The following is a 19,072-nucleotide window of genomic DNA, read 5'->3' on the forward strand; positions in this document are numbered from 1 at the left end:
AGAGTCAGGGCAGCGTCGCGACGGGGGCGGCGAGATCGTCGAGCGCACGGGCGGCGGCGCCCAGCAGAGCAGCATGCTCGCCGGCGCTCGCCGGCAGCACGGGGGTGGCGGCGACGACATCCATCGCCTCCTGCGCGATCCCGGCATTCACGGCGTCGCGCCAGGGCGCTCCGGCTCCGTGGACCCCACCGGTCAATGCCACCACCTCGGGATCCAGCACGTTCAGCAGCGCGCCGATCACCCGCCCGGTCGCGAGCCCGGCGATCCGGTAGGCCTCCCGCGCCGCGGTATCACCGGCGTTGGCCGCGGCGGCGAGCGCCCGGCCACCGGTCAGTGCGGGATCCGCACCGAGCCGGGAGGCCAGCTGGAGGATCCCGGGCCCGGAGGCCAGGCCCTCGAGATGACCCATCCGGCCGCAGGGGCAGGGCACCCCCTCCGCCTCGGGCACCGGCATGTGGCCGACGTGACCGGCGGCGCCGTGCGAGCCGAGGACCGCGCGTCCGTCGAGCACATGGCAGCCGCCGATCCCGGTGCCCACCGCGACCAGCAGCAGGGAGGCGCGGTCGCGGCCGGCTCCGAACCGCGCCTCGCCGAGCCCGTGGGCGTGGACATCGTTCAGCGCACTGACCGGCACTCCGAAACGGTCCGCGAGCGGAGTGAGGAGATCGGTGCCGGCCCAGCCGGTGAGGGAGTCGGTGGCGTGGGAGACCCGGCCGCGGTCGCTGTCGATCACGCCGGCCGAGGACAGGCCGACGGCCTGCACCTGCGCGCCGGCGCGGACCTGTTCGGCGAGCTCCGCCGCGGCGCCCAGGATCGCGGCAGGGCCGACGGTCGCGGGGGTCGGCACCTCGGCGACCCGGTCGAGCCGCGGCGGGGCGGGGCGGGCGGCGTCGTCGGCCCCCGCCCCGTGCACCAGCGCGGCGCGGATCTTGGTGCCGCCGAGGTCGAGGGCGAGGACCGGGTCAGGCACCGGTAGGTCCCGTGGTGCCCGCCCCGCCTGAACCTGCCCCGTCGAGCAGGCCGGTCTGCTCGAGGATCGCGCGGATGCGGTCCACGGCGTCTCCTTCGATCGGGGTCATGGGGGTGGCCATCGTATTGGTGGAGAAGATCCCCAGCTCGCGCAGCGCGGTCTTGAAGGCGCCGACGCCGGCGGCAGGACCCACCTTGTCGGTGGGCTGGAAGACGATCTCGAACAGCTGCGCGAGACGGTCCTGCTCGCGGCGCACCTGCTCCCAATCACCGGCCTGAGCGGCCTGGTGCATGCGCACATAACCGGCCGGGTCCACATTGCCCAGCCCCGGCACGGAGCCGTCGGCCCCGGCGAGGTAGGCGCCGTCGACGACCACTTCGTGACCGGTCAGCAGGGTCAGCGGGGAGCCTGCGGCCCGGTTCGCGGCAGCGAGCCGGCGGAAGCCGACATCATCGCCGCTGGAGTCCTTCACCCCGGTGATGATGCCCTCGGTCCCGAGCTGCAGCATCTGCGCCCCGGAGAGCTTCGCGTGCACGCAGACGGGGATGTCATAGGCCCAGATCGGGCGCTGGGTCGCGGCGGCGACGGCCCGGAAGTGGGTGTCGATCTCCTGGGGCCCGGTGATCGCATAGAACGGGGCGGTGACCACATAGCCGGCGAGGTCGAAGCGCTCGGCGGCGCGCACGTGCTGGATCACGCGATCGGTCTGCATGTCGATGACGCCGGCGATCACCGGCACCTGGCCGGCGACGGTGCCGGTGACGGCTTCGAGCACGGCGGCGCGGCGGGCATCGTCCCAGAAGGCGACCTCACCGCTCGAGCCGAGGGCGAAGATCCCGTCCACTCCGCCTTCGAGCATGCGGGCGACCAGCCGTTCGAGGGAGGGCAGATCGATGTCGCCGTCAGCGGTGAGGGGGGTCAGCAGCGGGGGGACGACACCGGTGAGAGGGGAGGGAGAGGTCATGAGGGTGGTGCTCCTTGGAAGAACGGTGGATGTCTGGATGCTCGGAGTGGTTTTCACAGCGGCGCTGTCACAGCAGTGGGATCACAGCAGGGAGGGCGCCGCGGCCAGCAGGGATCGGGTGTATTCGTCTTCGGCGTGGTCGAAGATCTGCTCGACCGTGCCGTGCTCGATGACCTTGCCGTGGTGCATGACGGCGATGGTGTCGGAGATGAAGCGGACGGTGCTGATGTCATGGGAGATGAACACCAGGCCCAGCCCCAGCTCCTGCTTGAGGTCGGTGAGCAGGTTCAGCACCTGCGCGCGGACGGAGACGTCCAGGGCGCTGGTGGGTTCGTCGGCGACGATGATCTCGGGTTCGAGCGCCAGGGCGCGCGCGATCGCGACGCGCTGTCGCTGCCCGCCGGAGAGCTGACGGGGCAGCACCTCGAGCGCGGACTGGGGCAGCCCCACCAGGTGCAGGAGCTCCTTCACCCGGGCCAGGCGCGCGGACTCGGTGCCGATCGAGTGCACTCGCAGCGGGTCGATCAGCGTCTCCCGCACCGCCAGGCGCGGGTTCAGCGCCGTCGCGGGATCCTGGAAGACGACCGACACCTTCCGGCCCAGCTGCTTGCGGGCCGCGCCGCCGCGCCGCAGCGGCTGGCCGTCGAAGAAGACGTGACCGCTGGTGACCGGCTGCAGGCCGGTCATCACTCGGGCCAGGGTCGACTTCCCGGACCCGGACTCGCCGACGATGCCGAGCACCTCGCCGCGGCGCACGGAGACGCTCACCCCGTCGACGGCGCGGATGGTGTCCGGATGCAGCAGGCTGCCGCTGCGCAGCTGGTGGACGACGTGGACGTCGACCAGCTCGATCGTGGGCTGCTGCTGGCCGGCAGCATCCGAGGTGAACTGCGGAGTCGAGTCGGTGGTCATCGCGGGTCTCCTTCGAGGGCGGCGGGGACGGAGCCGGTGGTGGCCACGAGGTGGCCGCTCATCCCGATCTCGACCAGGCGCGGGCGCGTGGTGGGATCGGCCGACGGGTCCAGCGAGCGCGGGGCGAAACGGTCGCCGACGGCGAAGTCGCGGGGGGAGGGGACGGTGCCGGGGACCTGGTGCAGGCGTTCGGCGCCCGCCTCGATCGACAGCACCGAGCCCAGCAGGCCGCGGGTGTACTCGTGGCGGGGGTCGATGAGCAGCTCATGGGTGGTGGCCTGCTCCATCACCTGGCCCGCATACATCACGGTGATGCGGTCGGCGAGCTGGGAGACCAGCGCGAGGTCGTGGCTGACGAACACCATCGCGAAGCCGAGCTCCTCACGCAGCCGGTTCAGCAGGTCCACGACCTGCCTCTGCACCGTGACGTCCAGGGCCGTGGTGGGCTCGTCGGCGATCACGAGCTTCGGGTCGCGGGTCAGGGCCATCGCGATCAGCACGCGCTGGCGCTGGCCGCCCGAGAGCTCATGCGGGTAGGAGTTCAGCATCCGCTTCGGGTCCAGGCCCACCAGCTCGAGCAGCTCTTCCGCGCTGCGGGTGCCGCCGCGGCTGGTCAGCTGAGCCATCTGGGCACGGATCAGCATCGAGGGGTTCAGCGAGCTGAGCGCATCCTGGTAGATCATCGCGATCTCGTGGCCGCGCAGGGCGTTCATCTGCTTCGCCGGCAGGGACAGCAGATCCACACCGTTCAGCAGCACCTTCCCGCTGACCTGAGCGCTGCGGGGCAGCAGCCCCATCACGGCGAGGCTGGCCACGGACTTGCCGGAGCCGGACTCGCCCACCAGGCCCATCGTCTCGCCGGGCCGCACCTGGAAGGAGACCCCGTCGAGGATGTCGGTCCCGCCGTGCGCGGAGGCGAAGGACACCCGCAGATCCTGCACCTCGAGCAGGGGCGCGGAGACGGTGTCCGCGGCCACGCGCTCGGGGCGCGCCAGCTCGGCGCTGCGCAGGGCGGAGAGCGACTCCCGCAGCAGCCGCTGAGCGGTCTGCTCGTCGGTCGTGCCGAGCACCTCATGGGGGAGCTCGTGGGCGGGGCCGGCGGTGCCGGTCGGGTGGGCGGCCCCGCCCGTCTGGCCCTCAGCGTCAGCCCCGACGAGGGACTGCTCATCGGCCTCGACGTCGACGGCCACCTTGACCCGGGGGCTGGCCATCGCGTCGGTCAGGCCCTCGGAGAGGATGTTCAGCGAGAGCACGGTCAGCAGGATCGCGAGGCCCGGGAAGAACGTGGGCCACCAGTAGCCGGACAGCAGCAGCTGCTTGCCGTCGGCCAGGATGTTGCCCCAGGAGGGGTTCGGCGGCTGCACACCCGCGTTGATGAAGGACAGCGAGGCCTCGAGCACGATCGCATCGGCGACCAGCACGGTCGCGAAGACCATGATCGGGGCGATGCAGTTGCGGGCCACATGCTTGACCAGGATCCAGGGGGTGGAGGCACCCATCACCTGGGAGGCTGCGACGTAGTCCTCACCGAACTGGGCGAGCACGTTGGCGCGGATCACGCGGGCCAGCTGGGGGACGTAGAGGAAGCCGATCGCGAAGATCAGCACCGGCAGCGAGGTGCCGAACACAGCCACGAACACCGCGGCCAGCGCGATGCCGGGGAAGGACATCACCACGTCCAGCACGCGCATCGTGACCTCGGAGAGGAACTTCGGGGCGGTGGCGGCGAAGGAGCCGATCACCGCAGCGGCGACCAGGGCGCCGGCGGTGGCCACGAGGCCGATCAGCAGCGAGGCCCGGGCGCCGTGGGCGACGCGCGAGAAGATATCGCGGCCGATCGCGTCGGTGCCCATCCAGTGCTCAGCGCTGGGAGGCTGCACCGGGGTGCCCGTGGTCAGCGGGCCGTGCAGGGAGACCAGCGGGGCGAAGATCGCGGTGAGCCCGAGCAGCGCCAGGAAGACCACCGCGATCCGGCTGGGCCAGGGGAGCGCGGTGAACGGGGCGAGCGGGCTGCCGCTGACGGACTGCAGGCGGGATCCGAGCTTGGGTCGCATGTCAGATGCTCCTGATCCGGGGGTTGATGATGACGTACAGGAGGTCCACCGCGATGTTGACGACGATGAAAGCGATCGCGACCACCAGGGTCACTCCCTGCACCAGGAAGACGTCGTTGCGGGTGACGCCGTCCAGGATGAGCTGGCCCATGGCCTGGATGTTGAAGATGATCTCGATGATCACCGCGCCGCCCATCAGATAGCCGACCCGCAGCCCGAGGACGGTCACCGGGGTGATCAGCGCGTTGCGGAACACATTGCGACCCACGACTACCGGGTAGGGGATGCCGGCGCCGATGGCGGTGCGCACGTAATCGCGGTCCAGCTCTTCGACCATCGCGGTGCGCACCACGCGCACCAGGGAACCGGCGACGGGGACTCCCAGCGCGAGGGCCGGCAGGGCGATGTTGCGCAGGTAGGTGGCGGGATCGTCGAAGACGCTCACCCACCGGGTCACCAGGGCGGGGAAGATGCCCCAGCCGCCGGGGATCTCGCCGAGCCACTGGATCAGCAGGATCGCGAGCCAGAAGGACGGGGTGGCGAGCGCGGCGATACTCAGCACCCGGATCACCTGGTCCACCCAGCGATCACGGAAGAGGGCGGCGAGCACACCGAGCAGCCCGCCGAGCAAGATCGCGATCGCGAGGCCGAGGAAGGTCAGCTGCAGGGTGATGGGGAAGGCCTGGGCGACCACCTCGGTCACCGCCACATTCCCGCTGGTGGTGCCGAGGTCGCCACGGACCATGCCGGCGAGGAAGGTGAAGTAGCGCAGCCAGATCGGGTCGTTGAGCCCGTTGGCCTCCCGATACATCTCCAGCGCTTGCGGGGAGGCGGATTCCCCGAGGGCGAGACGGGCAGGATCCGAGGGCGAGAACGACATGATGACGAACACCAGCAGGGTGACGCCGAGGGTCATCATCGGCAGTGCGATCAGTCGCCGCCCGAGCAGTCGGACGAGTTGGGACACGAGGTCCTCCGAGACGTGGAGGTGGGCAGATGCAGGGGGACCGGGGTCGGGGCCGACAGGTGGTGTCGGCCCCGACCTCACCGAGTCAGGGGACTGGCCGGGTCAGGGGGCCTGGGTCGAGGCGACGTCGACGAAGCTGAGGCCGGTCAGCGAGATCGGCTGGAAGTCCACCAGGGTGGTGGAGTCCCAGGCGGTGGGGGCCTTGCGGTGCAGCAGCGGGTAGAGCGGCACCTCGTTGGAGAGCAGGTCGAACAGCTCTCCCCAGGTGGCTGCCTGCTCTGCCGGATCAGACGCCTCCAGACCTTCGGTCAGCAGGGTCTGGACCTCGTCATAGGAGGGCTGGCCCTTCCAGTGCATCCGGTTCTCGGTCCAGACGTCGCCGCCGTACCACCAGCGCATGAGCAGGTCGGGATCGTTGCCGAACACCGAGGGGTCGCCGGGGGCGATCGTCACGTCATACACGTCGGGCCCGCCGTCGAGCGTCGCGTAGACGTCGGCGGACTGCTTCTGCTCGAACTTCACCTCGACGCCCGCGGCGGTGAGGGACTCCTGGATGATCGGGGTGCACTGGGCGACCCAGTCGTGATCGGTGCAGAGCAGCCGGAACGAGGTCAGGCCGGTCTCGGCGAACAGGGACTTGGCCTTCTCGAGGTCCAGCGAGTAGACGGTCGAGGCTTCCTTGTATTTCGGGTGCTCCTTCTGCACGAAGCAGCTGGCCGCCTCGGCCTGGCCGGCCAGGCCGGTCTCGATGACCTTGTCCATGTCGATCGCGTAGAGGAACGCCTGACGGTTCTTCAGATCGTTGAAGGGGTTGTCGGGATGGTTGTTGAACATCGCGAACAGCAGCCCGAAGCCGCCGACGGATTCGACGTCGGCTGAGGCCTTCAGCTGGTCGATCGAGAGGTAGGGAACCGAGTCGATGGCCTGGACGGTCTGGGACTGCAGCGCGTTGGTGCGGGTCGAAGGATCGGGGATCACCTGCCAGCTCATGGTCTTCGCCTTCGCCGGCATCGGGCCGTTGTAGTCGTCGTTGCGTTCGAACTCGACGATCTTCGAGGCGGCGGAGTTGTCGGTCATCTTCCAGGGGCCGGAGCCCACCGGGTTCGAGTCGAAGGCCTTCGGGTCCGCTTCGACCGCAGCCTTCGGCACGATCTTCACCGTCGAGAGCCGCTCGGCGAACACGCCGGTGGGATGCAGGAGGGTGAAGGTGACGGTGGTGTCGTCCTTCTTCTCGACGGTGTCGATGAAGGGGATGAACTGCGAGTACAGCGACGCATTCGCCGGGTCCTGGACCCGCTCGACGGAGAAGACGACATCGTCGACGGTGACCGGCGAGCCGTCATGGAAGACGGCGCCCTCGCGCAGGGTGACGTCGACGCTGGTGCCCTCGGCGGCGGGGACTTCGGTGGCGAGCGCCGCGTACACCTCGCGGGTCACGGGGTGCAGCTCCGTGAGGCCCTCGAGGGTGTGCCAGTTGACCGCGACGGTCAGCGCCGCCGAGGTGGTCATGGGGTCGTAGCCGTTGGTGCCGAGCTCGTAGCTGATGGCGGCATTGATGTGGCCGTCCGGGTTCGCCTCGCCGGCGGGGGCGCCGCCGCCGTCGGAGCCGCTGCCGCTGTCGCCGTTGCCGGAGTCGCTCGGTGCGCAGGCGCCGATGCCGGCGACGATGCCGGCCGCGCCGGCGATGGCAGCGGTGCCGCGGAGGAAGCCGCGTCGGCCGAGCCGACCAGTGGAGTTGGAGATCACCGTTGATACATCCCTTCAGAGGGTGGTCCCGGCGCCGGTGGCGACGGGGATGGTCACGCCGTCCTCGCGAGTCAGCGGGAAGTCCGCCACAATGCGAAGATCAGACGTATGATGTCTGATGACTGGTGAGAGTACATCACGGATCGCGTGATCGCCACCACCTCGGGAAGCGGTCGTCACCGAACGGTGACCAAACGTTCAAGAGGTCGCCACGTCGAGGTAGGACCCTCCGGACCGGAGCACGGTGGAGGCCGAATCACGGCATGATGAGACCTGCGCCATAGCGGCGCCGGGTCCGAGAGGAAGAGGCATGGTGCGCAGCAGAGGCACGGGCAACAGCGCTGTCGAGCGCATCCAGGATCTGATCCTGGTCGAAGGGCTGGTGCCGGGGGACCCGATGCCGACCGAGAGTGCGCTCTGCGAGCGGCTCGCGATCTCACGCTCCTCGGTGCGCGAGGCGATGCGCACCCTGGCCTCGCTGGACATCGTCGAGGTACGACACGGGCACGGCACCTTCGTAGGTCAGCTCTCGCTCTCCCCGCTGGTGGACGGGCTGCTATTCCGGGCCCGGCTCGATGACGGCAATGATCTGCGAGCACTGCGAGAGGTGGTCGAGCTGCGCATCGCCCTCGATCTCTCCGTCGCGGATCAGCTGGTGGGCTTCTACCGCGACACCACGAACCCCGAGCTCGAGGGGCTGGTCGAGCAGATGCGAGCTCTCGCCTCCGATGGCAGGCCGTTCCCCGACGCGGATGCCGCCTTCCATACGGCGCTGTTCTCACATCTGGACAACGGGCTGCTGCGGCAGCTCGCGCAGGCGTTCTGGGAGATCCACACCGTCGCCGTGCCGCTGCTCGAGCTCCCGCCGGCCGAGGACATCCTGGACACCGTCGACGCCCACCAGGCCATGCTCACCGCGCTCGAGGCCGGCGACGCGGAGGCCTACCGCCAGGCCGTCCATGCGCACTACCTCCCGCTGGGGCGGGTGCTGGACGCGGCGGCGAGAGCGCAGGGAGCGGCAGCGGAAGCGGCCGTTGCGGAACCGGCCTGAGACCCGTGCACCTGACGGAGGTGCTCGATGAGGCGCGGGCTCGTCCCTGGGCCGTGCAGCCCTGGGCGCGGGACCTCCTCGACGCACTCCCGGACCGACTGGGAGCGGTGCTGTCCCGCTGGGAGCTCACCGTGGTGCGGACCTTCGCCGACGGGGCCGAGCTGCCGGTGCTCGAAGTGCACGGCCGCACCACGGGCCCCGCTGTGCTCAAGCTCGGCGGGCACGGCTCCGATCACGCCCAGCAGGTGAGGATCCTTCGGGCGGCAGACGGGAACGGCTACGTGCGAGTGCTCGAGCAGGCCGATGACCTCGGCGCGGTGCTGCTGGAACGACTCGGCCCGTCGCTGTGGGCGTCCGTCCCCGACCCTGTCGCCCAGTCCCTGACCCTCGCCGACCTGCTGCCGACCACCTGGGAGCTTCCCGTCGCCGTCGGCACACCCTTCACCCCCACCCAGAAAGCCACCTCTCTGCTGGCCCTCGTGGACGGTGCGCTCGAGAGCTTGCTCGCGAACGGCGTGCTCGAGGGCGCGAGCGGTGGGGTGCTGGAGGGTGCGGGCGGTGGGCAGGGAGAGCGCGAGGTCCTCGAACGCGCGCGAGCCCTCGCCCTCGAGCTGATCGCCGCTCCCTCTCCGCGCCAGGTGGTGCTGCACGGAGATCCGCATCCGGGCAATGTGCTGCGTCGTGGGCCGGAGCATGTGTTCATCGACCCCGACGGCTTCCTCGGTGAGCCGGAGTATGACGTCGGGGTCGCGCTGCGGGACCACCAGCAGGTGATCGACGACCTCGATCAACGCGAGGGAGTCGGCGCAGGGCGGCGCTGGCATGCAGCGCTCGTCGTGCAGCTCGCGGAGCGCCTCGAGCTCGACGCGGAGCGGATCGCAGCCTGGGCTGCGCTCGAACGCGTCACCACCGGGATCCACCTGGGCAACCTGGGCTGGACCGAGGAGTCGGCGGCATGGTTGCGCACCGCGCAGCGCATGCTGCGGTGATCAGAGACTGCCGTGCCTGCCGGGCTCAGTTGCTGCGCGACTTCTTCTGTCGGATCAGGTCAAGCACGATGCAGCCGCCGATGATCGCCAGCCGCAGCTGCGGCGGCGCCGTCGGGTCGATCGCGAGCACATAGCGGCTGTGCCCGAGGAAGCCACGGGAGAGCCCGCCCCACTGCCGGGCGACCGTCGCGGCGACGAAGCCCTCGACCTCGAACGTGAAGTCCATGCCCAGCATGTCTCCGTTCAGCTCGAGCGAGGGCCCGCCCGCCACCGCGATCCCTACGCGCGTCGAGAAGAACGCAAGCTTGCTGGTCACTTCCGCCAGCGGTGCGCCGTCGGGGGTCGAGAGCTCGAAGCGATCCAGGCCGATGTCCGGCGGATCCTCCACATGCAGCAGGGGCGTGCCATCGGCGTCGGCGACGTCCAAGGAGCGGCTCCCTGCGAAGAAGCGCGACACCCCGCCGCCTGAGGTCGTGACGTGCCCGATCACCTGTTCGCCGGTGCCGTCGAGGATGTCGAAGTCGTTGGACATGAACCCGGTGATCTGCTGCATCACCAGTGTGTCGTGGCCGAGGAGCACGGGGCCGGGCACTGCGTGGGGCACGGGCATGGCTGCGGAGGAATCCATCGCCACAGTGTGCCAGGCGCCCGGAGCGCTACGGTGGTGCTCATGAACGTTGTGGATGACTCTGCACAGCAGGCGGCACTGGACATCTTCCTGCCCTCCCCGCCGCCCGATGTCGAGCAGCAGGAGGCCTTTCTCGACGAGGCCGCGGCGCTCGCGCTCGCCGGCCAGCCGATCACCGTCTACCTGCAGGACGAGGATGCCTGGGCCTTCGAGGAGTGCGAGCCGGTGCGCGCGCTGTTGGAGTCCGCGGGGGAGTCGGCCTTGCCGGTGACGCTGCTGGGGCTGGACATCGTGGTCAGCTCGGTCTACCCCACCACAGAGCAGATGACGCGCTTCGCCCGCGAGGGAGGCGCCCCGCGAGCGCCCCGCTCAGCGGCGGCGTCGGCCTGCGGGCCCGGGGGAGCGCCCGGCGGGGGCGCCATGCCGATGCCGCGCGAGGCGGGTGGTTTCGCGGCGCAGCTGCTGGGCGTCGCCCCGGCTCCGGCACGGCCCGAAGGCGGGCCGGAGATCGGCGTCCGACGGAACCTCATGGGCGGGGACCACGGCGACGGGCTGCCCGGCCAGGATGCCCCGGCCCGCTGAGTCGCTCAGATCGAGCAGGCCACACCATTGAACCCGTGGTTGCAGTAGCCGCTGGGATTCTTCTCCAGGAACTGCTGATGCTCGGGCTCGGCTGTGTAGTACACGCCGTTTCCGGCCTCAGCGAGCGGTGACAGCTCGGTGGTGATGCTCCCGCGGCCGGCCTCATCGAGCGCCTGCTGGTAGCGCTCCGCAGAGCTGCGCACCACCTCGCCCTGTGCCTCGGACGTCCAGTACACAGCGCTGCGGTACTCGGTGCCCACATCGTTGCCCTGACGATTCGCGGTGGTGGGGTCGTGCTGCTCCCAGAACTGCGTGAGCAGGGCGCGAAGCGTCGGCTCGCCGCCGGAGTAGATGACGCGCACGGCCTCGGTGTGGCCGGTCTTCGCGGAGAAGACTTCCTCGTAGGTGGGGTGCGGCGTGTACCCGCCAGCGTATCCCGACGAGGTGGTGTGCACGCCGGGGATCTGCCAGGCGATCCGTTCGATGCCCCAGAAGCAGCCGCCGGCGAGGATGATCTCCTCGCTGCCAGCGGGCCAGGGGCGAGGATCGGCGGGAGAGTCGGGGCCGAGCATGTCGGTGCCGAGCACAAGGTGCTCGCGCTCGAGCGGGTAGAGATAGCGGTCGCGGCCCGGGAGGGCATCTTCCCGCGCGACCATTTCTTTCTTGTGCCCATACAGGAGGTCCATCATCTGCCACATGCCCCTCACGGTAGACCTCGCAGGCCGATCGTGGCAGGTAGGAGCGACGTGGGCCACGCGAGTTCCGCCCAGGGCGTGACGTACGGCGTGACCTTTCCTCCCCACCACCCCTTCGTCCACATCTGGGGCGCAGATCTGGTGCTGCCACGGTGCGGAGCGCACGCTTGTTCGAACAGCACGACAGCCTCGGACGCTCTCGTCCGGGACCGTGACCAGGCATGAAGGAGGGCAGAGGAATGATCGCCAGCGCGACGCAGTGGGCCGCCGACCTCGAACTACTCCTCGACACCGCTCCGTCCCTGGAACTGCTCCCCAAGGAGCATGACGACACGCTCATCGATCTCATCACCGCGATGGAGCAGGGCAAGGCACGCCTCGCCGCCGTGCAGGCGCTGGCAGAGGCTGTCTTCCACGACTCTCAGATCCGGGAGCAGAAGCGCCTCGGGGTACCGCGAGATGAGCTCGGACGCGGCATCGCCGACCAGATCGGCCTCGCGCGCAGAATCACCCCCAAGCAGGCCTCCGATGAGCTTGCGCTGCGACGGATACTCGTCACCTCGATGCCGCGCACCACTGCGCTGCTCGGCGCCGGGAAGATCAGCGAGTGGGCCGCCCACATGGTGGCGGCCAATGTGGTGGTCCTCGATGACGAGGACCGCGCCACCATCGATGCCGAGTTCGAGGCGAGCCTCCCGAAGGTCACCGCGGGCCGCGCGAACGACATCACGCGGGCGCGAGCCATGGAGCTCGACCCTGCGGCGGCAGTGGCTCGGAACCAGCGAGCGGTCAGCGGCCGACGGGTCACGCTGCGCCCCGCCGTGGACGGGATGTCGGTGCTGCGAGCAGTTCTCCCGGTGAAGGAGGGCGTCGCGAGCTTCGATGCACTCACGCGCGTCGCCAAAGCTGCCAAGAGCGCTGGTGATCCCCGTGGAAAGGGCCAGATCATGGCCGATACGCTCGTCGAGCGCACCACCGGGGTGGAGACCGTGGACGACATCCCGGTGGAGATCCAGCTGCTCATGACCGATCTGACGCTGCTCGGCGAGGACGTCGAGACCGCATGGATGGGCGGCCTTCCGATACCTGGCCCGGCTGCTCGAAAAATCGCCCTCGGCGCCCGCACGGCGCCGTCACGGCCACCGCGGAGTGTGCCCGAGGCACTACTGTCCGGGCCCGACGCTGGAGCTGCCGCGCCCGCCCGGTCTGTTCAGTCCGCCGACGACGCTGCGGCCGACGACACCGCGGCTGATTCGCCGTCCGCCGAGACGGCGACGGTGGGCACGCCAGCACCCGGCGGGACAGCAGAACCTTCGCCCGCGAAAGGCCAGCCAGCCCCGGAGCTCACGACCAGTCCACCAGAATTCACCACCACAGAAAAGGACCCACGGGAGGTGACCGAGGCGAAGCGCTGGATACGACGCCTCTACACCGACTCGACCACCGGTGATCTGACAGACGTGGACGGCCGCCGCCGCCTCTTCCGCGGAGAGGTCCGACGCTTCATCCTCACGCGGGACCAGCGCTGCCGCACGCCCTACTGCGATGCCGCGATCCATGACGTCGACCATGCCCGCCGCCACGCCGATGGGGGCAGCACCGACGTCGGCAACGGCGTGGGCCACTGCCAACGGTTCAACCTGGCCAAGGAGATGCCCGGGTGGACGTCGACCCTGGACCCAGCCACCGATGAGGAACCAGGTCGGCTCACCATCGAGACGCCCACGGGGCACATATACACCTCGACCTCACCGCTGCTGAGGCGGCTCCTCGACGGGCCCGACGGAGAGCGGTCCAGGATCCTTGCGAACGCGCCGGAGGAGTCTCTGCCTCTGCAAGACCCTCTGCAAGACCCTCTGCAAGATCCGCTGCGAGGCCCCCAGGACCCTCAAGACCGTCAGGAACCACCGGCCGCTCAGCAGCGTACGGAGGGCGAATCGCCGCCGGATGCCGCGGCTTCCGCCTGAGGCTCGGTATCCGTGCGGGGTCTTGCGGGGCGCTCCTGCCACCTCACCGTTCCCGCGGCAGCACCGCGATGAAAAGTCCGATCGCCGCGAGAACGCCGACCACCATCATCCAGGGACCAAGCTGCACACCAGAAAGACCCGCCACCAGCAACCCGCCGAGCAGGCTGAGGACGAGCACCGGCAGCAGCCCCTTGCCGGCGAGCAACCAGGCGCTGCGGCCGAACACCCCGTGCACGGGAGTCGTCGCAGCCAGGGCGAAGGCGCTGTGTGCGATCAGCAGCAGGAACCCGATCCCGGCGGTGCGCAGCATCGAGCCCCCACCCATGGCGAGGGCCCCCACGACGATCGCGCCGGGTGCCAGCAGTCCCAGATCGGAGTCCGGATTGCGGAGCTGGAACAGGAGCCCGAGCGCGACGAAGAACGTGATCAGCATGGTGCCGAAGTGGGCGAACAGCCCCGTCCCTCCGATCGTCAGCAGCAGCGCGAGCACCGTCGCTGCCGCGCCGCCGATGCGCAGCAGCCACTGCGTGCCGCTCACCTTCTGCAGCTCGAGCAACCGCTGGGCGACCGGATCGACCACCTGTCCCATCCGCATCAGGACCTCCTCATCCGCGGCGCCGTCCGGGCCGCCGAGAGCGACAGCAGCACGGGGGCCAGCGAGCTCGGGCCCTCCCAGGCCGTGACCGGCACCCCGGCCTCGCGCAGCTCCCGCACGGTCTTCTCGCGCAGCAGGCGACGCATCGCCCAGGCCTCGGGCCAGAACCGATCCGAGATCTTGCCCTCGATCCGCAGCGGCTTGCCCTGCAGCACCGAGGTGTCGCCGATGCTCGGCGGCAGCGTGTCGACCACGATGACGTCGGCGCCGTGTGAGACCAGCACTCCGATCTGGGCGATCGTGTCGCGGCTCAGCAAGGGCGTGCACACCACGGTGAGGGTGCCGGAGCGCACCGTGCGCAGGCGTCGCGATGGGCGCAGCGCGCCGGCATCCCGGCTGGCTCGGGACAGGGCGGTGGTCAGCACCCGCAGCTGGCGGGGGCCGGAGCCGGCGGGCACCGGGCCGATCAGGTGGCCGATATCGAACAGCGAGACGCGGTCCCCGGCGGCGAGATAGTGGCGGGCGATCGCCGAGGTCGCCCGGATGGTCATGTCGAGGCTGGTGGGTGCCTCGGCATCGGACCAGGGCGCGGGGGCGATGTCCGCGATCGTGTCGGTGACGATCAGGACCTCGGTGTCCTGCTCGGTGAAGGTGGCGTTGGTGTGCATCTGGCCGGTGCGGCTGGTGACGCGCCAGTTGATGCGGTGCAGCCGGTCGCCGGGGCGGAAGGCCCGCACCTCCGAGAGCGCGGTGCCGTCGCCGCGGCGTCGGGACAGGTGCACTCCGCTGACCCCGATCGGGGTGGGCACCTCGACAGGGGCATCGAGCACGGTGGAGGCGGGGACCACCTGCACCTCGGCAGGGCCGAGAGTCCGCTGAGCACGGTAGGCGCCGAGCGCGTCCGCGACCAGCACATGCATCGGGCCCACCCGGACCTTCCCCCAGCGCTGCGCGCTGACTCGCATCTGCACCTCCCCATCACCGGCGAAGGAGCCGTGGCGCGGGGCGACATCGGCATGGGGCGGCAGTGGCAGCGTCGCCGCGGTGAGCACCCCCGGGTCGGTGCGCACAGTGACGGCCGCGGTCCCGCCCTCCTCGATGCTGCGACGGTTCACCCGCTGCTGCGGATCCACCACAGCCCGCTCCTCCCCGCGCAGGGTCCGCCGCGCCAGGGCCACCAGCGCCCAGACCAGCAACGGCAGCCCGACCAGGATGACGTCAGGCCGTCCCAGCACGAGCGCGAGCGCGAGCGCGGCGCCGCCGATGACGGCGGCGCGCACCAGCGCCGCCGTCGGCCGGGTGCGCAGCTCTGCACGCCGCGGAGAATCGAAGCTCACGCCGAAGCCTGGGGGACCGGTTCGATGGCGGCGGGCACCGGCACCTGCCCGAGGACCGCTTCGACCACGCCAGCGCCGGTCGCGTTCTGCAACCACAGCTCGGGCTTGACCGTGACGCGGTGGTCGAGCGCCGGATGGGCGAGCGCCTTGATGTCTTCGGGCACCACATAGGAGCGGCCCCGGATCACCGCGAGCGCGCGGGCGCAGGTGATCAGGGCAAGGGTGCCGCGCGGGGACGCGCCGACCAGGGCGTGCTGGTGGCTGCGGGTCGCGGCGGTGAGCTCGACCGCGTAATGGCCCACCGAGTCCTCGACGTGGACGTCCTCGACGGCCTGCTGCACCCCGAGCAGCCCGGCGGCGTCGAGCACCTCGGGCACGATCTGCTCCTCGCGGCGACGGTCGATGCGGCGCGAGACCACCTCCCACTCCTGGGCGGCGGTGGGATAGCCGAAGGAGAGCCGCAGCAGGAACCGGTCCAGCTGCGCCTCGGGCAGGGGATAGGTGCCCTCGTGCTCGATGGGGTTCGCGGTGGCGAGCACATGGAACGGGTTCGGCAGCATCCGAGTGGTGCCCTCGACGGAGACCTGCCGCTCCTGCATCGCTTCCAGCAGCGCGGACTGGGTCTTCGGCGGGGTGCGGTTGATCTCGTCGGCCAGCAGCAGTCCGGTGAACACCGGGCCGGGCCGGAACACGAACTCGCCGGTGCGCTGGTCGAACACCTCGGCGCCGGTGAGGTCCGCCGGCAGCAGGTCGGGGGTGAACTGGGCACGCTTGAAGGGCAGCCCGAGCGCCTGCGCGAAGGAGCGGGCGGCGAGGGTCTTGCCCAGGCCCGGCAGGTCCTCGAGCAGCACGTGCCCGCCGGCGAGGATGCCGGTGAGCACCAGCTCGAGGGACTCACGCTTGCCGACCACGGCGGTCTCGACGGCGTCCAGCACAGAGGCGGCGGCAGCGGTGGCCTCCTGGGGCGACATCGCCCGGGGAGTCACAGCAGCGGGGGAAATCAGGGTGGGGTCGGTCATCGGTCCCTCTCCTCGCGCGAGGCGAGCTCGGTCAGGCAGCGGTGCAGGGCACGTCGGTCGATGGGGCCGACGGGATGGCTCTCGGCATCGGGATGACGGGCGGTCTCGAGCAGCCGCTCCAGCCCGTTGCTGAGTGCCGGGGCGTCGGGGTCGCGGGCTCGTTCCACGGCGATCTCGTCGAGTGTGCGGGCGAGGCCGCGGCTGGTCATACGGCGGCTGGGCTGGGCGCCATGGGCGAGATCCTCGAGCCGGCGCACGCGCGTGTCCTGGGCATGGGGCAGTGCGTAGTCGGCGTCGAGATCGAGGGCGGGAGCGTGCAGCTGGTCGGCGCGGTCAGCGCCCTCATCGATGATCCACCAGATGGCGCCGCAGGCCAGGCCCACGGAGACCAGGATCGGCAGCGGCAGGTACAGCCCGAACAGGGTGCAGACGAAGTACAGCGCCAGGGCGAGCACCACGCCGATCGCCAGCTTCACCAGCAGCGGCAGCCAGGGGCGGATCATCGCGGATCCTCCCCGATGGTGTCCTGGCTCGACACGCCGACCTCGAGGTCCGTGGTCAGCCCGTCGAGCAGGATGAGCGCCTCGTCGCGGTCCGACTCCACCAGCGGCTGGGGGTCGAACAGCGCCCGCCGGTACAGATGCGAGAGCCGGTCCAGCGACGAACGGTCCAGGTCCAGGGCGCCGAGCACGGCCACGACGAACTCGAGCGTGGTCTGGGAGGGGTCGCGTCGCACCCCGGCCTCGGCGATCGCGCGCTCCAGCGCCAGCCAGGCCGCGATCACCGCGTCATGGGCGTCGACCACCGTGGACAGACTGGCGCGGGCATCCTCGAGTGCGGCCATCGCCTGCTCGGCGGTGAGCTCATCCTCCTCAGCGAATCCGGCGAGCGCGGGTGCTGGGCGGGCGAGCTTCCGCATCCGGTATGCCACCCAGACGGCGAGGGCGAGGAGGACCACGCCGAGCACCACCAGGGTGAGGATCAGCGCGGTGTTCGGGCCGTCGGGCTTCGGCGGCTGGGTGGGCAGGTCCTCGGTGGCCCAGTCCGGTTCGTAGTAGTCCTCGCGAGCGGGGGCGAACTGGTACTCGCCGTCGGTCTCACCCGTGTACACCGCGCCGGGTCCGCGGTCCGCGGCGGCACCGAGGGCGACCAGGCCGATCGCGCCGAGGGAGACCACCAGCAGCAGCACCGCGACCAGGCGCCGGGGGGCATCGGCGCGGGTGGTGCCCTCCGGGGCGCGGGCAGCGTCGGTGCTGGTGTCCGTGCTCATCGGAGGTCCTTCTGGGCCGCGGCCTCACCGGCAGGGCTCGCATGCGGGGAGGCGACGATCACGGACTGCTCGCCGCCGATGCGGGTGAGGATCAGGGTCGCGGATTCGTCGCCGAAGCGGCGCGGGCGCAGCTTGCGGCGCAGCTCCTCGGGCTCCACGGCGGTGCCGCGCTTCTTGATCTCCAGCACCCCCAGGCGATGCTCCCGCAGGTAGGCGGTGAGCCGCTTGAGGCCGAAGGGCATCACATCGTGCACGGTGTAGCCGCGGGCGAAGGGGGTGCTCACCAGGCGGTCACCGGTCAGATACGCGATCGTCTCATCCACGGTATGGGCTCCGAGATGCTCGGCGAGGGCGCCGATCAGGCCCGCCCGGATCACGGCGCCGTCGGGCTCATAGAAGTGATCGCCGAGCGGGCCCGGAGTCGGATCGGGGGCGGAGTCGACGCCTCGGTCCAGGCGATGCGTGCCAGCGTGGTCGATGAGCAGGGCGGAGGAGAGCACGCCCTCGCGGGCGAGCGGCCCGCACCAGGCGGCCGCCTCGAGCACCTGCCCGTGGAAGGACAGCCACTGCACCTCGACCTCGCGCGGCAGGGCCTCCCGCGCCACGGCAGGACCGAGCTTCGCACCGAGCGGTCCCAGCCCGTCGGCGCTGCCGAGCCGGCGAGCCAGGTCCAGCACGGCGGACAGCGGCGGTTCATATTCCTCGGGGTCGTGCAGGCGCCGGGTGCCGCCGCGGGAGGAGGCCCGGCGTGCGGGATCCAGCCAGATGCCGTCCGTGGAGGCGGGGTCGTGGGCCGCGGCGTCGCCCAGCTGGGCACGGGCGTTCGGGAAGGGACGCAGGTTCACGGTGGCCACGGCGACCGCCGCGGGATCGCGATCCACCGCCGTCACCTCGAGCCCGAGGCCCGCCATCGCCATCGCATCGCCGCCGATGCCGCAGCCGAGGTCTGCGACGCTGCCCACTCCGGCCTGCTGGAAGCGCTTGGCGTGCCGCGCCGCGATCGGCAGGCGCGTGGCCTGCTCGAGGCCGTGCGGGGTGAAGAGCATGGAGGAGGCGAACTCTCCGAACTTCTCCGCAGCCCGTGCCCGCAGCCGTGACTGGGTCAGCACCGAGGAGACCAGCTCGGGGGAGTGGCCGGCCTCGCGCAGCTGCGTCGAGGCCCGCAGCACGTCATCCTCGCGATAGGGAGGCAGAGAATTCAGCAGCGCCCAACCGCTGGGATGCAGCACCGGCTCCAGAGCACGGAGGGCGGCGTCGGCATCATCGGCGGAAGGTACAGGCATGAGAAAAGGGTACCCGCTGGACATGTGTCCGGTCTCACCGTGG

At 70.7% G+C, this 19,072-nt stretch carries 18 protein-coding genes; 4 read left to right on the plus strand and 14 right to left on the minus strand.

The window, feature by feature from the left end; genetic code table 11:
• Positions 1 to 4: 4 nt before the first annotated feature.
• From ABD893_RS15060 to ABD893_RS15085, 6 genes are all read right to left on the minus strand, one after another.
• Positions 5 to 970, minus strand: a complete 966-nt coding sequence (locus tag ABD893_RS15060; protein ID WP_345082104.1) for an ROK family protein — start codon at positions 968 to 970, stop codon at positions 5 to 7.
• Positions 963 to 1,934 carry a dihydrodipicolinate synthase family protein gene (locus ABD893_RS15065; RefSeq protein WP_345082107.1) on the minus strand — a complete coding sequence of 324 codons (972 nt, stop codon included), beginning with the start codon at positions 1,932 to 1,934 and terminating at the stop codon, positions 963 to 965. The genes ABD893_RS15060 and ABD893_RS15065 overlap by 8 nt, the downstream gene beginning before the upstream one ends.
• A gap of 81 nt (positions 1,935 to 2,015) precedes the next feature.
• Positions 2,016 to 2,846, minus strand: coding sequence for an ABC transporter ATP-binding protein (locus ABD893_RS15070; protein ID WP_345082110.1), 831 nt, complete (start codon positions 2,844 to 2,846; stop codon positions 2,016 to 2,018).
• Entirely contained in the window at positions 2,843 to 4,900 is a 2,058-nt protein-coding gene (locus ABD893_RS15075) for a dipeptide/oligopeptide/nickel ABC transporter permease/ATP-binding protein (RefSeq protein WP_345082113.1), read from the minus strand. Before ABD893_RS15075 ends, ABD893_RS15070 begins: the two co-directional genes overlap by 4 nt.
• A 1-nt stretch (position 4,901) precedes the next feature.
• The gene (locus ABD893_RS15080; protein WP_345082116.1) at positions 4,902 to 5,867 is read right to left on the minus strand and encodes an ABC transporter permease; all 966 of its coding nucleotides are present in this window, start codon (positions 5,865 to 5,867) and stop codon (positions 4,902 to 4,904) included.
• 102 nt (positions 5,868 to 5,969) lie between these two features.
• Positions 5,970 to 7,613 carry an ABC transporter substrate-binding protein gene (locus ABD893_RS15085; RefSeq protein ID WP_345082119.1) on the minus strand — a complete coding sequence of 548 codons (1,644 nt, stop codon included), beginning with the start codon at positions 7,611 to 7,613 and terminating at the stop codon, positions 5,970 to 5,972.
• A 310-nt stretch (positions 7,614 to 7,923) separates the two neighbouring features.
• Between ABD893_RS15085 and ABD893_RS15090 the strand changes: the two genes are divergently transcribed.
• Together ABD893_RS15090 and ABD893_RS15095 are read left to right on the plus strand one after the other, a co-directional pair.
• Positions 7,924 to 8,664, plus strand: coding sequence for a FadR/GntR family transcriptional regulator (locus tag ABD893_RS15090; protein ID WP_345082122.1), 741 nt, complete (start codon positions 7,924 to 7,926; stop codon positions 8,662 to 8,664).
• A gap of 5 nt (positions 8,665 to 8,669) precedes the next feature.
• The gene (locus tag ABD893_RS15095) at positions 8,670 to 9,653 is read left to right on the plus strand and encodes an aminoglycoside phosphotransferase family protein (RefSeq protein ID WP_345082125.1); all 984 of its coding nucleotides are present in this window, start codon (positions 8,670 to 8,672) and stop codon (positions 9,651 to 9,653) included.
• 25 nt (positions 9,654 to 9,678) lie between these two features.
• On the opposite strand, the gene ABD893_RS15100 is transcribed toward ABD893_RS15095, so the two are convergent.
• The gene (locus ABD893_RS15100) at positions 9,679 to 10,281 is read right to left on the minus strand and encodes an LURP-one-related/scramblase family protein (protein WP_345082128.1); all 603 of its coding nucleotides are present in this window, start codon (positions 10,279 to 10,281) and stop codon (positions 9,679 to 9,681) included.
• 42 nt (positions 10,282 to 10,323) lie between these two features.
• On the opposite strand from ABD893_RS15100, the gene ABD893_RS15105 reads away from it, so the two are divergent.
• Positions 10,324 to 10,863: an arsenic metallochaperone ArsD family protein gene (locus tag ABD893_RS15105; RefSeq protein ID WP_345082131.1), complete on the plus strand. Its 540-nt coding sequence runs from the start codon at positions 10,324 to 10,326 to the stop codon at positions 10,861 to 10,863.
• Positions 10,864 to 10,868: 5 nt separating this feature from the next.
• Here the strand turns inward: ABD893_RS15105 and msrA are convergent, their stop codons facing one another.
• Positions 10,869 to 11,561 (minus strand): peptide-methionine (S)-S-oxide reductase MsrA, encoded by a 693-nt coding sequence (gene msrA / locus ABD893_RS15110; protein ID WP_345082134.1) that lies wholly within the window; start codon positions 11,559 to 11,561, stop codon positions 10,869 to 10,871.
• 236 nt (positions 11,562 to 11,797) lie between these two features.
• On the opposite strand from msrA, the gene ABD893_RS15115 reads away from it, so the two are divergent.
• Entirely contained in the window at positions 11,798 to 13,525 is a 1,728-nt protein-coding gene (locus ABD893_RS15115; protein WP_345082137.1) for an HNH endonuclease, read from the plus strand.
• A 43-nt stretch (positions 13,526 to 13,568) separates the two neighbouring features.
• Here ABD893_RS15115 and ABD893_RS15120 read toward each other — a convergent pair whose 3' ends face one another.
• The 6 genes from ABD893_RS15120 to ABD893_RS15145 are packed head-to-tail and all read right to left on the minus strand — an operon-like array spanning position 13,569 to position 19,029.
• Entirely contained in the window at positions 13,569 to 14,120 is a 552-nt protein-coding gene (locus ABD893_RS15120) for a hypothetical protein (protein ID WP_345082140.1), read from the minus strand.
• Positions 14,120 to 15,457, minus strand: coding sequence for a DUF58 domain-containing protein (locus tag ABD893_RS15125; RefSeq protein WP_345082143.1), 1,338 nt, complete (start codon positions 15,455 to 15,457; stop codon positions 14,120 to 14,122). The genes ABD893_RS15120 and ABD893_RS15125 overlap by 1 nt, the downstream gene beginning before the upstream one ends.
• Positions 15,454 to 16,476, minus strand: coding sequence for an AAA family ATPase (locus ABD893_RS15130; protein ID WP_425548385.1), 1,023 nt, complete (start codon positions 16,474 to 16,476; stop codon positions 15,454 to 15,456). Before ABD893_RS15130 ends, ABD893_RS15125 begins: the two co-directional genes overlap by 4 nt.
• Complete coding sequence (locus tag ABD893_RS15135; protein ID WP_345082146.1) at positions 16,473 to 16,979, minus strand: hypothetical protein; 507 nt, start codon at positions 16,977 to 16,979, stop codon at positions 16,473 to 16,475. Before ABD893_RS15135 ends, ABD893_RS15130 begins: the two co-directional genes overlap by 4 nt.
• The gene (locus ABD893_RS15140) at positions 16,976 to 17,746 is read right to left on the minus strand and encodes a DUF4129 domain-containing protein (RefSeq protein WP_345082149.1); all 771 of its coding nucleotides are present in this window, start codon (positions 17,744 to 17,746) and stop codon (positions 16,976 to 16,978) included. Before ABD893_RS15140 ends, ABD893_RS15135 begins: the two co-directional genes overlap by 4 nt.
• The gene (locus ABD893_RS15145; protein WP_345082152.1) at positions 17,743 to 19,029 is read right to left on the minus strand and encodes a class I SAM-dependent methyltransferase; all 1,287 of its coding nucleotides are present in this window, start codon (positions 19,027 to 19,029) and stop codon (positions 17,743 to 17,745) included. The genes ABD893_RS15140 and ABD893_RS15145 overlap by 4 nt, the downstream gene beginning before the upstream one ends.
• Positions 19,030 to 19,072 lie beyond the last annotated feature (43 nt).

This window comes from Brachybacterium paraconglomeratum, assembly GCF_039541415.1.
GTDB lineage: Bacteria > Actinomycetota > Actinomycetes > Actinomycetales > Dermabacteraceae > Brachybacterium > Brachybacterium paraconglomeratum_A.

Excerpts from the sequence above, each read along its gene's own strand:
- ABD893_RS15065 (WP_345082107.1), bottom strand. The coding sequence starts at position 1,934 with ATGACCTCTCCCTCCCCTCTCACCGGTGTCGTCCCCCCGCTGCTGACC.
- ABD893_RS15115 (WP_345082137.1), top strand. The coding sequence starts at position 11,798 with ATGATCGCCAGCGCGACGCAGTGGGCCGCCGACCTCGAACTACTCCTC.
- ABD893_RS15145 (WP_345082152.1), bottom strand. The coding sequence starts at position 19,029 with ATGCCTGTACCTTCCGCCGATGATGCCGACGCCGCCCTCCGTGCTCTG.
- ABD893_RS15130 (WP_425548385.1), bottom strand. The coding sequence starts at position 16,476 with ATGACCGACCCCACCCTGATTTCCCCCGCTGCTGTGACTCCCCGGGCG.
- ABD893_RS15105 (WP_345082131.1), top strand. The coding sequence starts at position 10,324 with ATGAACGTTGTGGATGACTCTGCACAGCAGGCGGCACTGGACATCTTC.
- ABD893_RS15075 (WP_345082113.1), bottom strand. The coding sequence starts at position 4,900 with ATGCGACCCAAGCTCGGATCCCGCCTGCAGTCCGTCAGCGGCAGCCCG.
- ABD893_RS15090 (WP_345082122.1), top strand. The coding sequence starts at position 7,924 with ATGGTGCGCAGCAGAGGCACGGGCAACAGCGCTGTCGAGCGCATCCAG.
- ABD893_RS15100 (WP_345082128.1), bottom strand. The coding sequence starts at position 10,281 with ATGGATTCCTCCGCAGCCATGCCCGTGCCCCACGCAGTGCCCGGCCCC.
- msrA (WP_345082134.1), bottom strand. The coding sequence starts at position 11,561 with ATGTGGCAGATGATGGACCTCCTGTATGGGCACAAGAAAGAAATGGTC.
- ABD893_RS15140 (WP_345082149.1), bottom strand. The coding sequence starts at position 17,746 with ATGAGCACGGACACCAGCACCGACGCTGCCCGCGCCCCGGAGGGCACC.
- ABD893_RS15070 (WP_345082110.1), bottom strand. The coding sequence starts at position 2,846 with ATGACCACCGACTCGACTCCGCAGTTCACCTCGGATGCTGCCGGCCAG.
- ABD893_RS15120 (WP_345082140.1), bottom strand. The coding sequence starts at position 14,120 with ATGCGGATGGGACAGGTGGTCGATCCGGTCGCCCAGCGGTTGCTCGAG.
- ABD893_RS15135 (WP_345082146.1), bottom strand. The coding sequence starts at position 16,979 with ATGATCCGCCCCTGGCTGCCGCTGCTGGTGAAGCTGGCGATCGGCGTG.